The organism is Burkholderia stabilis (assembly GCF_001742165.1).
GTDB lineage: Bacteria > Pseudomonadota > Gammaproteobacteria > Burkholderiales > Burkholderiaceae > Burkholderia > Burkholderia stabilis.
The window spans coordinates 763,584-778,170 of record NZ_CP016443.1 but is presented as its reverse complement, the minus strand read 5'-3'; the positions used below and the strand labels follow the sequence as shown (position 1 = coordinate 778,170).

14 protein-coding genes are annotated in these 14,587 nt (G+C 69.4%); 10 read left to right on the top strand and 4 right to left on the bottom strand.

Translation table 11 applies throughout. The features are described from left to right. Nucleotides 1–3: 3 nt before the first annotated feature. Nucleotides 4–222: a YXWGXW repeat-containing protein gene (locus BBJ41_RS21565; RefSeq protein WP_069748349.1), complete on the top strand. Its 219-nt coding sequence runs from the start codon at nucleotides 4–6 to the stop codon at nucleotides 220–222. A gap of 187 nt (nucleotides 223–409) precedes the next feature. Here the strand turns inward: BBJ41_RS21565 and BBJ41_RS21560 are convergent, their stop codons facing one another. Both BBJ41_RS21560 and BBJ41_RS21555 read right to left on the bottom strand, forming a co-directional pair. Beyond that, nucleotides 410–1,603, bottom strand: coding sequence for a tyrosine-type recombinase/integrase (locus BBJ41_RS21560; protein ID WP_069748348.1), 1,194 nt, complete (start codon nucleotides 1,601–1,603; stop codon nucleotides 410–412). Nucleotides 1,604–1,763: 160 nt separating this feature from the next. After that, nucleotides 1,764–2,939 carry a helix-turn-helix transcriptional regulator gene (locus BBJ41_RS21555; RefSeq protein ID WP_069748347.1) on the bottom strand — a complete coding sequence of 392 codons (1,176 nt, stop codon included), beginning with the start codon at nucleotides 2,937–2,939 and terminating at the stop codon, nucleotides 1,764–1,766. A gap of 224 nt (nucleotides 2,940–3,163) precedes the next feature. Here BBJ41_RS21555 and BBJ41_RS21550 point away from each other — a divergent pair, with 224 nt between their 5' ends. Continuing rightward, entirely contained in the window at nucleotides 3,164–3,544 is a 381-nt protein-coding gene (locus BBJ41_RS21550; RefSeq protein ID WP_069748346.1) for a DUF4377 domain-containing protein, read from the top strand. Nucleotides 3,545–3,553: 9 nt separating this feature from the next. Here BBJ41_RS21550 and BBJ41_RS21545 read toward each other — a convergent pair whose 3' ends face one another. Continuing rightward, a complete protein-coding gene (locus BBJ41_RS21545) occupies nucleotides 3,554–4,942 on the bottom strand; it encodes a DHA2 family efflux MFS transporter permease subunit (RefSeq protein ID WP_069748345.1) in 1,389 nt (462 codons plus the stop codon). Nucleotides 4,943–5,107: 165 nt separating this feature from the next. Next, the gene (locus BBJ41_RS21540; protein WP_069748344.1) at nucleotides 5,108–5,458 is read right to left on the bottom strand and encodes a VOC family protein; all 351 of its coding nucleotides are present in this window, start codon (nucleotides 5,456–5,458) and stop codon (nucleotides 5,108–5,110) included. A 260-nt stretch (nucleotides 5,459–5,718) separates the two neighbouring features. On the opposite strand from BBJ41_RS21540, the gene BBJ41_RS21535 reads away from it, so the two are divergent. The 8 genes from BBJ41_RS21535 to BBJ41_RS21500 all read left to right on the top strand — a co-directional run bounded on the left by BBJ41_RS21535 (nucleotide 5,719) and on the right by BBJ41_RS21500 (nucleotide 14,245). Then, nucleotides 5,719–6,858 carry an LLM class flavin-dependent oxidoreductase gene (locus BBJ41_RS21535; RefSeq protein ID WP_011355016.1) on the top strand — a complete coding sequence of 380 codons (1,140 nt, stop codon included), beginning with the start codon at nucleotides 5,719–5,721 and terminating at the stop codon, nucleotides 6,856–6,858. A 166-nt stretch (nucleotides 6,859–7,024) separates the two neighbouring features. Next, entirely contained in the window at nucleotides 7,025–8,218 is a 1,194-nt protein-coding gene (locus BBJ41_RS21530) for an acyl-CoA dehydrogenase family protein (RefSeq protein WP_069748343.1), read from the top strand. A gap of 10 nt (nucleotides 8,219–8,228) precedes the next feature. Then, on the top strand, nucleotides 8,229–9,989 hold the full coding sequence (locus BBJ41_RS21525) for an FAD-dependent oxidoreductase (protein ID WP_069748342.1): 1,761 nt from the start codon (nucleotides 8,229–8,231) through the stop codon (nucleotides 9,987–9,989). Beyond that, nucleotides 9,986–10,504, top strand: coding sequence for a flavin reductase family protein (locus tag BBJ41_RS21520; RefSeq protein ID WP_069748341.1), 519 nt, complete (start codon nucleotides 9,986–9,988; stop codon nucleotides 10,502–10,504). Before BBJ41_RS21525 ends, BBJ41_RS21520 begins: the two co-directional genes overlap by 4 nt. A gap of 38 nt (nucleotides 10,505–10,542) precedes the next feature. Beyond that, nucleotides 10,543–10,758 carry a hypothetical protein gene (locus BBJ41_RS21515; RefSeq protein ID WP_069748340.1) on the top strand — a complete coding sequence of 72 codons (216 nt, stop codon included), beginning with the start codon at nucleotides 10,543–10,545 and terminating at the stop codon, nucleotides 10,756–10,758. Nucleotides 10,759–10,768: 10 nt separating this feature from the next. Beyond that, nucleotides 10,769–11,812 carry a ferredoxin--NADP reductase gene (locus tag BBJ41_RS21510; protein ID WP_069748339.1) on the top strand — a complete coding sequence of 348 codons (1,044 nt, stop codon included), beginning with the start codon at nucleotides 10,769–10,771 and terminating at the stop codon, nucleotides 11,810–11,812. A gap of 40 nt (nucleotides 11,813–11,852) precedes the next feature. Further along, on the top strand, nucleotides 11,853–13,439 hold the full coding sequence (locus BBJ41_RS21505; RefSeq protein ID WP_069750308.1) for a FadD3 family acyl-CoA ligase: 1,587 nt from the start codon (nucleotides 11,853–11,855) through the stop codon (nucleotides 13,437–13,439). Nucleotides 13,440–13,471: 32 nt separating this feature from the next. After that, complete coding sequence (locus tag BBJ41_RS21500; RefSeq protein ID WP_069748338.1) at nucleotides 13,472–14,245, top strand: SDR family NAD(P)-dependent oxidoreductase; 774 nt, start codon at nucleotides 13,472–13,474, stop codon at nucleotides 14,243–14,245. Nucleotides 14,246–14,587: the final 342 nt, after the last annotated feature.

The following is a 14,587-nucleotide window of genomic DNA, read 5'->3' as shown; positions in this document are numbered from 1 at the left end:
ACGATGAAGATCCGATCCGTTTCGCTCGCCGTGCTGGTGAGCGTGAGTGCCGCGCTGATGTCCGCCTGCGTGGTCGAACCCGTGCGGCCGCCGCAACCGGCGCCCGTCGCCGAGGTGCCGCCGCCACCGCCGGCGCCCGGTTATCGCTGGGCGAAGGGGCATTACCGGTGGGCCGGCAATCATTGGGCGTGGGTGCCCGGGCACTGGGTGGTGGTGTACTGACAGGGTGTGACGCGCCGCGCGGTTCGCGGCGTCTCTGCGGGAGGCGGTGCGGCGGATTGACCCGCGATACGCATCGGCCCGGGTCTCCTGATTTCGACGGTGGGCTGGGCGGGCTCGAACTCGATCACCGTACGGAACGCGTGCGCTCGACACATGCCGACATGAGCACCGACGGCTCGCAGGCAATCTACCACCCGATCCGGTGCTTCTCTTCCGTCTCGCGATGCCGCCAGTCATCGTCTGCGTGCAGGTACTGGCTCGTCGTCGTGAGCGACGCGTGGCCGAGGTTGTCGCGCACGAGCCGCAGGTCGACACGGCCGTCGGCCATGTGCGAGCCGGCGCTGTGCCGCAGCCAGTGCGCCGACGCCTGTTCGAGCACGCGCGCCTGTGCGTCGCCGGCTTCGCCGCTCGCGCGCAGCCGGTCGGCCGCGTGCTGGAACACCTGCTTCACGATCCGGTGCAGCGCCGCGCGCGTGAGCGGCTTGCGCGCCTGGCCGAACGGCAGCACGAGCGGCGTGGGCTCGCCGTCGGACGGCAGCGCCGGCAGGCCGTGCGTGCGTCGGTAGCGCGACAGCTCGGCCATCATTTCGTCGGTGGCCGGCACGAGCCGCTGCCGGCCGCCTTTGCCCGTCACGTCGAGCCACCAGCGCTCGTGCCCGTTCGCATCGCGCCGGCAGAAGAACCGGCCCATCGTCGTGTCGGCCGCTTCGGTGATGCGCAGCCCACCGAGATACAGCAGTGTGAACAGCCAGCGCGCGCGATCCGCATGGAAGCACGCGCGCGCATCGTCGCGCGGCATCGCGGCGATGGCGTCCTTGACCGATTGCCACAGCGGTTGGCCGAGATGGCGCGTGACGCGCGGCGCGGGTCGACGTTGCCGCTGCCGCGACAATGCAAGCGGATTGCCGGCCAGATACCCGGCCTGCACGAGCCACGAGAACATCACGTTCAGGATCACCAGCGCCTGCCGCTGGCTGGCCGCCGACAGCGGCCCGTAGAACGGCCGCCAGCGCGGATCGTCGCGCGGATGTTTGCGGCCGCCGTTCGCGCACCAGACGTCGGCCGGCGCGGGCGCGAGCAGGAACTGCCTGTAGACGACGAGATCCTCGTGCGTGAGCGACGACAGCGGCTTGCCGCACGCGATCACGGCCCACAGCAGCAGGCGCTCGGCTTCCTTGCGGTAGTTCTGGAACGTGGTCGGTGTATCGACGAAGCGCGCGAGCCACGCGCGCACGGCGTCGAGATCGTTGGTCGCGGCAATCTGCGGATGCGCGCTGCCCGAGCGGTTGGTGCCCGCGCGTCCGTCGAGCGCGGCCGGCACGGTCAGCGTATCGATCGGCAGCAGGCGCGGGGTGGCGCCGGACGGAACGGGTGAGGTCATGCAATGGAGAGCGCAGTGCGTGCCGCGTGTGTGTGGTCAGGCGGACGAACGCAGCGCGACGAAGCGTAACGGGAAGCGCCGATGGTACACGATCGTCATGCGGTGAATGTGCGGTCGCTCGCGATCAATTTGCCGGCGAGATGGCCGCGCGACGAGCGCATCACCCCAACGACAACACACTGTTCAACAACGTCCGCACCAGCGTCGCCTGCCGCGTCACCCCCGTCTTCGAAAAAATCGCGCGCAAATGCGAGCGCGCGGTGTTCTTGCTGATCGCGAGCGCGTCGGCGGCTTCCTCGAGCGTCTGCCCGTTGACGAGCGCGAGCGCCAGCGCGGTTTCGGCCGGCGTGAGGTCGAACAGCTTGCGCACGATGTCGTGCGACGCCTGCGACTTGCGCTCGGCGTCGCGAATGAACACCGCGCACGCCGGCCGGCGCGGATTGTCCTCCGACCATTCGCTCAACGGGACCGCGCGGATCAGCACGCCGAGCCGCGGCTTGCCGGACGGGCGCGGCACCGCGATCGCCTGCACGAGCGTCGGCATGCCGCCCGCGCGTTCCGCGAGCACCTGCCGGATCATCTTCTGCAGCTTGCGGTCTTCCAGCGGATACGACGCTTCGAGCGCGCCGCCGCGCACGCGCAGGCCGTCGCATTCGGCGAAGATCTCGTCCGCGACGGAATTGGTCTTCATGATCGCGCCGCGCTCGTCGAGAATCGCGGTGCCGACGAGCATGCGGTCGATGGCGCTCGCGTACAGCGTGCGCTCGGATTCGACCATCCCGAACTTCGCGTGCAGCCGCACCGCGCGCTTCAGGTGCGGCAGCAGCGCATTGCAGGCCGCCTTGTCGGTCGCCGAGAACGCGTCGCCGCGATGCGGGCGGCACACGCGGAAACGGCATTCGACGCCGTCGTGCGTGCGCAGGTCGGCGCCCATCAGGTAGCCGACGTCGTGCGGTTCCATGAACTCGCGATACATGGTGCTGCCGCGCCAGACGCCCACGCCGAGCAGCTCGTCGACGGTGACGACGCGATCGGTCGGCAGGTTCACGAACGGATCGAGCGCGTAATAGTAGTGGTTGTACGACGCGACGCCCGGCAGCGGCGCACTGTGCTCGGACGCATTGATCATCAGCCCCGCGTGGCCGCTGGCCGGCCAGCGCAGGATCATCGTCACGTAGTTCGCCTGCAGGTGCACGCGGATCTGCTCCAGCGCGCCGCCCCACGGCACGTCTTCCAGCGGCCCCTCGTAGATTGTCGCGAGCATCGCGTCGAACTGCTCGAGCGTCAGCTTCGATTGGGCAAGGTGCGGCGGAAGGGCCGGGGGCGCCGTGGTCATTCGGGTTGTCTCCTGTTGCGGCCGGCGGGTCGCGAGGCGCCCGGCGTGCACGTGCGGACCGCCGGCGGCGATGCGCGCGGCTGAACCGGAACACGGTAACGTGTCGGCGTGCGCGTCACATCGCACGAATGAGGGTGGCGGATCGTCTTTTGTAAGGTATTTGTGAACTTTCTCGCCGCCCTGATCGTCTAATCGCCCCTCCAACGCTTCCAGAGGAACATCAGATGATTCGTCAAACCAGAACGCTGCTCGGCGCCGCCGTCATTGCCGGCAGTACGCTCCTCGCCGGATGCCAGACCGACGCGGCTGCCACGGCGCCGAACGCGGCGCGCCCGGCCGACGGCCGGCCGGTGACCAAGACCGTCTATGTCGCACCGCAATCCGCGCGCTGCACGGGCGTCGCGCCGATGGAATGCCTGCAGGTGCGCAACAGCCCGAGCGAGCCGTGGAGCCTGTGGTACGCGGGCATCGAAGGCTTCGCGTACCAGCCCGGTTACCTGTACACGCTCGAAATCGACGAATACCACGTTGCGCAGCCGCCGGCCGACGGTTCGTCGATCCGCTGGGTGCTCAAGCGCGTCGTCGAGCGCCGCCCGGCGAACTGACGCGCGGGCTCATGCGGCCGGTCGCGACGCCGCTGCTTGCGGCGGCGCGACCGTATCGATCCGCCGGAACACGACGGACGACAGCAACGTGACCACGCCCATGCAGGCGAACGACAGCATGAAGCCGTGCGCCATCGAGCCCCGATAGGCGGCGAACAGATTCACGAGCCCGCCGCCGATCGACACGCCGAGCCCCATCGCCAGCATCTGCATCATCGTGAACAGGCTGTTGCCGCTGCCCGCGTCGGCATGCGACAGCCCCTTGAGCGTCACGCCGTTCATCGCCGCGAACTGCATCGAGTTCGCGGCGCCGAACACCACCAGCAGCACGATCTCCAGCACCGGCGCGGGCCGCGCCGATACGAACGCGAACCCCGCGATCGCACACCCGACGATCCCCGTATTCACGACGAGAAACGCCGCGTAGCCGAAGCGCTTCACGAGCGGCGCGATCCAGCGTTTCGCGATGACGCCCGCGATCGCGGCCGGCAGCATCATCAGGCCCGATTTCAGCGGCGAATAGCCGAGCTGCACCTGCATCAGCAGCGGCAGCATGAACGGCACCGAACTCGTGCCGATTCGGCACAGCAGGTTGCCGAGCAGCCCCGAACCGAAATTCGGCTCGCGAAACAGCCCGAGCCGGAACAGCGGCTGCGCACGCCGCCGCGCGTGCGGCAGGTAGGCGAGCGCGCTCGCGAAGCCGGCCGCGGCGAGGCCGGCCGCCCACGCGGCGCGATGCGCGGGCATCGGCGGGTCGATCGCGAGCGACAGCGCGATCATCGCGACCGACAGCAGCGCACAGCCGACGAAGTCGAACGGCGGCGGCTGCTTCGCCTGGTCGTGCGGCAGGTAGCGCTGCACGGCGGCGAAGCCGATCGCGCCGACCGGCACGTTGACGATGAACACCCAGTGCCACGAAATCGCCTGCGTGAGCCAGCCGCCGAGCGTCGGCCCGACGATCGGGCCGAGCTGGCCGGCGATCGACACGAACGCGATCGCCGCCACGTATTGTTCGCCCGGCACGCGGCGCAGCACGGCGAGTCGCCCGATCGGCAGCAGCATCGAGCCGCCGATGCCCTGCACGGCGCGCGCAGCCACGAGCTGGCCGAGCGTATGCGACGCCGCGCAACCGATCGACGCGAGCACGAAGACGAGAATGGCGACCGAAAACACGCGGCGCGTGCCGAACCGGTCGGCGAGCCAGCCGGACGCCGGCGTGAGCATCGCCATCATCAGCGTGTAGGCGACCACGACGGGCTGCATCGCGAGCGGCGACGCATGCAGGCTTTGCGCGATCGAAGGCAGCGCGGTGTTGACGATCGTCGTGTCGAGCGACTGCATGAAGAATGCAGCGGCGACGATCCAGAGCAGCGCGGAGTGAGTGGGTTCCCGGGACATGACGAAAGGCGTGGTGCGACGGCCGGACCGGCGTGGTGCCGGTCTTCAGGCGTTCGATGGTACCGATTCCGCCGGTCGTCGGGAAGCCGTTCGAAGGGGCCCGGCCTGATGGCAGGCCAACGGTGGCATGACGCACGGCCCCGCACGGCCGCGCGCTGCGCCGCGTCATGCGGCCCGTTTCTGCGAAATCACGAGCAGTGCGCCGTTCTTGTCCTCCAGCACCGCGCGGTATTCGTGCGGCCCGGCCTGAATGGGCACGCGCACCGACGCGCCGGCCTTCACGACCCGCGCCATCGCCGCATAGAGATCGTCGTCCTCGTCGACACGCAGCGTGAGCGCCGCGCGCTCGACGATCTGCTCGTCGCCTGCGACCAGCGCGATCGTCAGCGGCCCGCCGTCGAGCGCGCAATAGCGGTCGCCGTCGCGGAACTTCACGTTCAGGCCCAGCCCGTCGACGAACAGCGGCAACGCCGTGTCGATGTCGTCGACCGGATACAGCAGCATCGATACCTTCATCCCGGTTCTCCCTTGTCTTGATGTGGGCGGCGTGCAACGCGCCGCCCGTCGATGCTAGCGCGCCGTTCGCGTGCTCACGCAGTCCGATCGGATGACCGTGAAACCCCTCTGTTCCCGCACGTACCCCGTTACTCCAAACAGACGATGCCTGCCGCCGCCCGCGCGCCGACACTCCCATTCGTGGACCGTCGCTATTCGTCCGTATCGTGCGGGCGGCCTGCGCGACCCCGACTCGTCCAACATACATGGAGACGCACGCAATGAAGTTTTCCCTTATCTACGAAGCCCAGACCACCGACGCGTCGCGCGAGGGCGACCACCGGGTGTTCAAGGAGACGGTCGAACAGGCGCTGCTCGCCGAACAGGTCGGCTTCGACACGATCTGGTGCGTGGAGCACACGTCGCTGACCAACTATGCGCACATGAGCGCGCCCGAAACCTTCCTTGCGTACCTGGCCGGCCGCACGACGCGCATCGGCCTCGGCCACGGCGTCGTGTGCCTGCCGCCGGCGATGAACCATCCGATCAAGGTCGCGGAGCGCGTCGCGCTGCTCGACATCCTGTCGGGCGGCCGCGTGCATTTCGGCGTCGGCAAGGGCGGCAGCCAGCAGGAAGCGGGCGCATTCGGCTACGACCTCAACGAACTGCAGCCGATGATCGACGAATCGATGTACCTCGTGCCGAAGATGTTCGTGCAGGACGAGATCGAGCACGACGGCAAGTACATCAAGATCCCGAAGCGCCCGATTCACCCGAAGCCGTTCCAGGACCCGCACCCGCCGATGTACCTCGCGTGTACCAACACCGACGCGCTGCTGCGCGCCGGCCAGCGCGGCATGGGCGCGCTCGTGCTCGGTTTCGGCGGCCCGGACGAAGTCGCGAAGAAGAACGCGGTTTACCGCGAAGCATGGGCGAACCGCAAGCCGGAAGATCAGGTCGGCTTCCGCCCGACCCAGCACCTCGCGGCGCTGTGCCCGACGGTCGTGATGGCTGACGGCCAGGCCGCCCGCAAGATCGGCATCCGCGGCCAGCGCTACTTCATGGAATCGCTCGCGTACTGGTACACGGGCGGCGAGCGTCCGGACCCGGCGAAGTGGGGCGACGACCTCGTGCAGGCCGACACCGGCGAGATGGTGATCCGCTCGCGCTTCGCGTCCGAGGAGGTCGTCGTGAACTTCGCCGACCCGGCCCTCGCGATGATGAACCCGAACCACGCGTACGGCACGGTGGACGACTGCATCGGCTACGTCGGCCGCCTGCAGGAAGCGGGTGTCGACGAAGTGCTGTTCCTGTGCCAGATGGGCACGGTGCCGCACGAAGCGCAGATGGAGACGATCCGCAACATCGGCGAGCACGTGATCCCGTTCTTCAACAAGGAGAAGGAACGGGCCTGCGCATAAGGCGGGCAGGGCCGCGCCCGTCGTCCCTTCGGACGATGCGGCGCGGCCGCGCGACGCCGACCATCGGCGGCAGGACCCATCGCTCGCGGCGCGGGCCGCGACGAACAACTTTGAGAGAGACCGGAGCAGGCGCCGCGGCGCGCGCTCCGTTCCACAGGAGACATTCGTGCATCGCGACAACGATACGAACGCACTGGCCGCCACGCTGATCGAGCGGGCCGAGGCACTGGCGCCGACGCTGGCCGGCCGCGCCGCGCAGGCCGAAGCGCAGGGCCGCATCCCGGCCGAGACGATCGCCGACATGCAGGCCGCCGGCTTCTTCAAGGTGCTGCAACCGAAGCGCTACGGCGGCTACGAGCTCGATCCGCAGACCTTCTTCGACATCCAGATGGCGCTCGCGCGCGGCTGCATGTCGACCGCGTGGGTGTACGGCGTCGTCGGCGTGCACAACTGGCAACTCGCGCTGTTCGACGAGCGCGCGCAGCAGGAGGTGTGGGGCAACGATCCGGCGACGCTGATCGCGTCGACCTACATGCCGGTCGGCCGCGTCACGCCGGTCGACGGCGGCTTCCGCCTGTCGGGCCACTGGAAATTCTCGAGCGGCAGCGAACTGTGCGAGTGGGTGTTCCTCGGCGCGCTGGTGCCGCCGGCCGTTGCCGGCCAGCCGCCGGAATACCGCACCTTCCTGCTGCCGAAATCGGACTACCGGATCGAGCAGGACTGGGACGTGCTCGGCCTGCGCGCGACGGGCAGCCACGACATCGTCGTCGACGACGTGTTCGTGCCCGCGTACCGCACGCACAAGGCGATCGACGGGATGATGGGTACGAGCCCCGGCCTGGCAATCAACGACGCGCCGCTGTTCAAGCTGCCGTTCGCGCAGATCTTCGTGCGCGCGGTGTGCACGTCGTGCATCGGCGCGCTGCAGGGCGCGCTCGACGATTTCACCGGTTATGCGGCCACACGGGTGTCCGCGAACAGCGGCGCGAAAACGACCGACGATCCGGGCGCGCAGAACGCATGCGCGAACGCGGCCGTCGCGATCGACGAGATGAAGGTGCTGCTCAAGCGCAATTTCGCCGAACTGATGGCGTCGGTCGCCGGCGGTCCGGCCGTGTCGATCGAGCGGCGCGTGCATTTCCGCTACCAGTCGGCGCAGGTCGCCGAGCGTTGCGCGCAGGCTGCGAACACGCTGCTGCGCTATGCGGGCGGCAACGGCATCTATCACCGCAATCCGCTGGTGCGCCGTTTCCTCGACCTGCATGCGGCCCGCGCGCACTACGCGAACAACGTGGACCGCTTCGGCCAGAACCTCGGCGCGGTGATGCTCGGTCGCGAGAACACCGACTTCTTCATCTGACGAGGCCACGATGAACGACACGCAAGCGCAGCAGTACACGTTCGACGTCGTGGTGGTCGGCTCCGGCGCGGGCGCGCTGCTCGCCGCGTGCCGCGCGGCCGACCGCGGCCTGTCCGTCGTCGTGATCGAGAAGACGGGGCTGTATGGCGGCACGTCGGCGGTGTCGGGCGGCGGCATCTGGGTGCCGTGCAATCACCATATCGCCGAGCTCGGCGCGACCGATACGCGCGAGGCCGCGCGCCGCTACATCGACGCGTGCGTGGCCGGCGCGTCGACGCCCGACAAGCTCGACGCGTACCTCGACCGCGCGCCGGAGATGCTGCGCTACCTGGAATCGAAGACGCCGGTGCGCTACCAGGCGCTGCCGAAGTACGCGGACTATTTCCAGAAGCTGCCGGGCGCGATGCCCGGTTATCGGGCGCTCGATCCGCTGCCGTTCGACGGCGGGCTGCTCGGCGACGAGTTCGACCGGCTGCGGCCGCCGTCGCCCGGCACGCTGATCGGCGGGCGCGTCGCGGTGACGTCGAAGGAAGCGCACACGCTGTTCTCGCGCGGGCCCGGCTTCATGAAGCTGGCGATCGCGCAGTTCGGCCGCTACTGGCTCGACTTCGGGATGCGCCGCCGCACGCGGCGCGACCGGCGCCTGACGCTCGGCAACGCGCTGATCGGCGGGCTGCGCCACGCGCTGCTCGAGCGCAACGTGCCGGTGTGGCTCGACACGCCGATGCGCGACCTGCTCGACGTGGACGGCCGCGTGACGGGCGTGCGCGCGCAGCGCTTCGGGCAGCCCGTGACGATCGCCGCGCGGCGTGGCGTGATCCTCGGCGCGGGCGGTTTCGAGCGCAACCAGCCGATGCGCGAGCGTTACCTGCCGCAGCCGACGCAGGCGCAATGGAGCGCGACGCCGCCGTCCAACACCGGCGACGCGATCGCCGAAGGCCACCGGCTCGGCGGCGCGCTGGCGCTGATGGAGCACGTGTGGGGCGCGCCGACGGTCGGCGTGGCGGGCGAGGAGAAGCAGCGCGCGCTGTTCGTCGAACGCAACCTGCCGGGCTGCGTGATCGTCAACGGTCTCGGCAAGCGCTTCGTCAACGAGGCCGCGCCGTATTCCGAATTCGTGCCGGCGATGTATCGCGATCATGCGCGCACCGGCGCCAGCGTGCCTGCGTGGATGGTGTTCGACGCGCGCTTTCGCCGCAAATACCCGTGCGGCCCGATCATGCCGGCGTCGATGATGCCCGATTCGCGGATTCCGGCAGCGTTTCGCGACGTGCTCGTGAAGGCCGACACGATCGACGCGCTTGCCGCGCGGATCGGCGTCGACGCGGCCGGCCTGCGCGACACGCTGCGCGACATGGCGCGCTACGCGGTCACCGGCGTCGACGACGAATTCGGCAAGGGCGACAACGCTTTCGACACGTACTACGGCGATCCGCAGAACACGCCGAACCCGTGCCTCGGGCCGGTCGACCAGGCGCCGTTCTACGCGGTGCGGATCGACGCGGGCGACATCGGCACGAAGGGCGGACTCGTCACCGACGTGCAGGCCCGCGTGCTGCGCGGCGACGGCACGCCGATCGATGGCCTCTACGCCATCGGCAACACCAGCGCTTCGATGATGGGCGCGAGCTACCCCGGCGCGGGCTCGACGCTCGGTCCGGCGATGACCTTCGGGATCATCGCCGCCGATCACCTGGCCGCGCAGGCGGCCGACGCCGGCGGCCGGGCAGCCCGGCCATCCACGACTGAACTTGACGGAGTACGACCATGAGCGATCTCACCACCCACCCGCTGCGCACCGACATGCTGCTCGCGATGCGCCGCCTCGCGCGCTCCGTCACGGTCATCAGCAGCGCGCACGACGGCCGGCGCTACTCGATGTCCGCGACGGCGGTCGATTCGCTGTCCACCGAGCCGCCGTCGCTGCTGATCTGCATCAATCGTTCGGCATCGCTGTATCCGCCGCTCGATGCCGGAGCGCCGTTCTGCGTGAACGTGCTGTCGGCACGGCACGAAGGCATCGCGATCGACTGCAGCGGCCGCCTGAAGGGCGAAGCGCGCTTCACGACCGGCGACTGGCACACGTCGCCGCACGGCGTGCCGTATCTGCGCGATTCGCAGGCGAGCTTCGTGTGCGAGCAGGACGGCCGCTTCGAATACGGCACGCATACGGTGTTCATCGGGCGCATCCGCGAGGTGCTGATGAGCGGCGACGTCGATCCGCTCGTCTATCTCGACGGCGCCTATACGACACCCGGCGCGCCCGCGAGCCGTGCGGCCGCGTGATGGCCGCACAGGTTTTCCAGCCACCGCGGAGACGATCCATGACACGCAGACTGAACGGCCGCACCGCGCAAGCCGGCGATGCCCGGCGCGGCGCCGATGCATCGGCCGCGCGCGAGATCGTGCGCCTGCTCGGCGGTGCGGCATCGCATGTGCTGAACGGGTTCGCGTGCCTCGCGCCGGCGCTGGCGTCGAACGAAGCGCAGGTCGTCGCCGACCGTCGCGAACGGGCCGGCCATGTTGCCGGCACGGCATGAGGAGCCGGCCATGAGCGATTCGCGCTTCCACCGGCTGACCGTTGCCGAAGTGATTGCCGAAAGCGACGACGCGTGCTCGTTCGTGTTCGACGTGCCCGCCGCGCTGCGCGACGCATTCGCTTACCGGCCCGGGCAGTTCCTGACGCTGAACGTGCCGTGCGCGGACGCGACCGTCACGCGCTGTTATTCGCTGTCGAGCGCGCCGGGCATCGATGCCGCGCCGAAGATCACCGTCAAGCGCGTGCGCGACGGCCGCGCGTCGAACTGGCTGTGCGACCGCGTGCAGGCGGGCGACACGCTCGACGTGCTGCCGCCGGCCGGCGTGTTCACGCCGCGCGCGCTCGACGGCGACCTGCTGCTGTTCGCGGGCGGCAGCGGTATCACGCCCGTGCTGTCGATCCTGAAATCGGCGCTCGTGCACGGGCGCGGGATGCTGACGCTGATCTATGCGAACCGCGACGAGCGCTCGGTGATCTTCCGCGACGAGCTGCAGCAGCTCGCGCAGCGCCATCCAGGCCGCGTGCGCGTGATTCACTGGCTCGACAGCGTGCAGGGCATTCCGCAGCAACGCCATCTCGAAGAACTTGCGCGGCCGTTCAGCCAGCAGGAGACGTTCATCTGCGGGCCCGCGCTGTTCATGGAGAACGCGCTGGCCGCGATGCTCGGCCTCGGGCTGCCGCGTGCGCGCGTGCACGTCGAGCGGTTCGCGTCGCTGCCCGATGCGCCGGCGCAGGCCGAGACCGCGGCGTCGGCCGCGGCAGCGGCAGGCGCCGGCGAAGGCGCGGCGATCGAGACGGTGCTCGACGGCGACGCGTTCGCGTTCGACAGCGCGCCTGGCGAAACGCTGCTCGACGCGATGCTGCGCGCGGGCGTGCCGGCGCCGAATTCCTGCCGGATGGGGCAATGCGGCGCGTGCATGTGCCGGATCGAGCGCGGCGAGGTCGCGCTCGACAGTAACCACGTGCTCGACGACGACGAGATCGCGGCCGGCTGGACGCTGGCCTGTTGCGCGCGACCCGCGAGCGATGCGCTGCGCGTGGTGTTTCCCGACTGAGCCGTGGCGCGCCGGCGGCGCGCACGGCAACCTGATGCCTATGACGATGGACAATGAAATCCTGACCACGCCCGCGCTGATCGCGCGGGCTGCCGCGCGCCACGGCGCGCACCCGGCGATCGAGTCGGAGCATGGCCGGCTGACCTACGCGGAACTCGACGCGGCGCGCCTCGACGCGGCCCGCGCGCTGCTGGCGAGCGGCATCGACGCCGGCGACCGCATCGCGGTCTGGGCGCCGAACCTGCCGCAATGGATCGTCGCCGCGCTCGCAATCCACACCGTCGGCGCGATCCTCGTGCCGGTCAATACGCGGATGAAGGGGATGGAGGTCGGCGGCATTCTGCACGACGGCGGCGCGCGGCTGCTGTTCTGTTGTGGCGCCTTCCTCGGAGAATCCTATCCGGCGATGCTCGCGCCGCACCGGCCGGCGACGCTCGAACGCGTCGTCGTGTTCGACGGTGCGCCGCCGTCCGGCGCGCGCGACGAGACCTGGAACGCGTTCCTCGCGCGTGGCGCGGCGGTGCCGCTGGCCGCGGTGCGTGAGCGCGAGGCGCAGGTCACGCCCGATACCGTGATGGACCTGATGTTCACGTCCGGCACGACGGGCCGCCCGAAGGGCGTGATGACGACGCATGGCCAGAACCTGCGTGCCGCGCAAGCGTGGGCGACGATCGCCGGCGTGCGCCGCGACGACCGCTACCTGATCGTCAACCCGTTCTTCCACACGTTCGGCTACAAGGCCGGCTGGCTTGCCGCGCTGTCGAGCGGCGCGACCGTGCTGCCGCATCTCGTGTTCCAGCCGGCCGACGTGTTGCGGCGTGTCGCCGACGATCGTGTGTCGGTGCTGCCCGGCCCGCCGACGCTGTACTACGCGCTGCTCGACGCGCCCGATCGCTCGACGCGCGACCTGTCGTCGCTGCGGATCGCGGTAACGGGCGCGGCGGCGATTGCGCCGAGCCTGATCGAGCGGATGCGCGCGGAGCTCGGCTTCGAGACGGTGCTGACCGGCTACGGGCTGACCGAATCGTGCGGCTTCGCGACGCTGTGCCGTCAGGGCGACGATGCGGAAACCGTCGCCTATACGTCGGGGCGGCCGATGCCGGATGTCGAACTGCGCATCGCGGGGCCGGGCGGCGCGCCGCTCGGGCCGGACGAGACCGGCGAAATCTGGGTGCGCGGCTACAACGTGATGCGCGGCTACTTCAACCAGCCCGAGGCGACACGCGAGACCGTCGATGCGGACGGCTGGCTGCATACGGGCGATCTCGGCTGCGTCGATGCGAACGGCAACCTGAAGATCACCGACCGCATCAAGGACATGTTCATCGTCGGCGGTTTCAACTGTTATCCGGCGGAGATCGAGCGGCTGCTCGCCGCGCATCCCGCCATCGCACAGGTTGCGCTGGTCGGCGTGCCCGATACGCGGCTGGGCGAGGTCGGACACGCGTATGTCGTGCTGCGTCCGGGCGCGCATGCCGACGCCGACGAACTGAACGACTGGGCGCGCCGCAACATGGCGAACTACAAGGTGCCGCGGCACTTCACGTTCGTCGAGCAATTGCCGACGAGCGCGGCGGGCAAGGTGCTGAAGTACCGGCTGCGCGCGGGAACCGAGTCGGCGGCCTGAGCGCCGCCGCGACACACGAACGGGATGGACGCATGAACGACAACGGATTTGCGCAGGGCGCGGTGCTGGTGTTCGGCGGCAGCGGCGGGATCGGGCAGGGCGTCGCGCTCGAGTTTGCGCGTGCCGGCGTGCCGGTCGCGGTGGGTTATCGCAGCAAGGCCGACGTGGCCGAGCGCGTTGCGCGTGATATTCGGGCCGAAGGTGTGGCGGCTACCACGCACTGCGTGGACGTGACCGATCCCGCGCAGGTCGACGCCGCGCTCGCGGCCGCGATCGACGCGCATGGCCGGGTGCATACGGTTGTCTGGGCGGCCGGGCCGTTCGTGAACCAGCGTCATATCGGCGATATGACGCACGACGACTGGCGCCGCGCGATCGACGTCGAGACGATCGGTTTCTTCGTCGCGGCGAAAGCCGCGCTGCCGCACTTCCGTGCGTCAGGCGGCGGGTCGTTCGTGACGCTCGGTTCGGCGGGGCATCTGCGCTGGCCTGATCGAGACGGACTGTCGGTCGCGCCGAAGGCCGCGAACGAGGCGCTGGTGAAGGGGCTGGCGCGCGAGGAGGGGCGTTACAACATTCGCGCGAATTCGATCCTGGTCGGCGTGATCGAGGCCGGGATGTTTCCGGTGCTGCTCGAACAGGGGCAGTTCGACCAGGCGTGGATCGACGAGACGCAGAAGATGCTCGCGCTCAAGCGCTGGGGGAAGGCGCACGACGTGGGGCGGGCGGCGGTGTTTCTGGCGTCGGACAGGGCGGATTACATTACCGGGCAGCAGTTGAATGTGTCCGGAGGGTATGGGTTGTAGCTCGGCGCGGAATTGCACGTTCGGGCAACCGCGCTTGCGTGCCGGTCGTCCCGCGTGTCGATATTGATCACCATTCTTCCTTTTTCAGAACGCCGACAACGCGGCCGATCTGCGGATCGGCTCGCGGCAGTCGTTCCGGCTCTCGTATCGCTTCCGGGCGTGACATGAACAAGTTGCATGCGCACGCATCGGTATTCACCCTGCCTCGTCACGCACGATTGCGCGTCTGCATCGCTTGCACCCTGCGCGAGGTCACACTTCTGCAACGCTTTTTCAAAGTATTCCCCGGTACTCGATTGATCGGGACGGCCACGCGCATGCGCTGACGGCCGTGCGGCCTTG

What these genes read in the sequence shown, in the direction of transcription:
- BBJ41_RS21565 (WP_069748349.1), top strand. Translation starts at nt 4, where the DNA reads ATGAAGATCCGATCCGTTTCGCTCGCCGTGCTGGTGAGCGTGAGTGCC.
- BBJ41_RS21560 (WP_069748348.1), bottom strand. Translation starts at nt 1,603, where the DNA reads ATGACCTCACCCGTTCCGTCCGGCGCCACCCCGCGCCTGCTGCCGATC.
- BBJ41_RS21555 (WP_069748347.1), bottom strand. Translation starts at nt 2,939, where the DNA reads ATGACCACGGCGCCCCCGGCCCTTCCGCCGCACCTTGCCCAATCGAAG.
- BBJ41_RS21550 (WP_069748346.1), top strand. Translation starts at nt 3,164, where the DNA reads ATGATTCGTCAAACCAGAACGCTGCTCGGCGCCGCCGTCATTGCCGGC.
- BBJ41_RS21545 (WP_069748345.1), bottom strand. Translation starts at nt 4,942, where the DNA reads ATGTCCCGGGAACCCACTCACTCCGCGCTGCTCTGGATCGTCGCCGCT.
- BBJ41_RS21540 (WP_069748344.1), bottom strand. Translation starts at nt 5,458, where the DNA reads ATGAAGGTATCGATGCTGCTGTATCCGGTCGACGACATCGACACGGCG.
- BBJ41_RS21535 (WP_011355016.1), top strand. Translation starts at nt 5,719, where the DNA reads ATGAAGTTTTCCCTTATCTACGAAGCCCAGACCACCGACGCGTCGCGC.
- BBJ41_RS21525 (WP_069748342.1), top strand. Translation starts at nt 8,229, where the DNA reads ATGAACGACACGCAAGCGCAGCAGTACACGTTCGACGTCGTGGTGGTC.
- BBJ41_RS21520 (WP_069748341.1), top strand. Translation starts at nt 9,986, where the DNA reads ATGAGCGATCTCACCACCCACCCGCTGCGCACCGACATGCTGCTCGCG.
- BBJ41_RS21515 (WP_069748340.1), top strand. Translation starts at nt 10,543, where the DNA reads ATGACACGCAGACTGAACGGCCGCACCGCGCAAGCCGGCGATGCCCGG.
- BBJ41_RS21510 (WP_069748339.1), top strand. Translation starts at nt 10,769, where the DNA reads ATGAGCGATTCGCGCTTCCACCGGCTGACCGTTGCCGAAGTGATTGCC.
- BBJ41_RS21505 (WP_069750308.1), top strand. Translation starts at nt 11,853, where the DNA reads ATGACGATGGACAATGAAATCCTGACCACGCCCGCGCTGATCGCGCGG.
- BBJ41_RS21500 (WP_069748338.1), top strand. Translation starts at nt 13,472, where the DNA reads ATGAACGACAACGGATTTGCGCAGGGCGCGGTGCTGGTGTTCGGCGGC.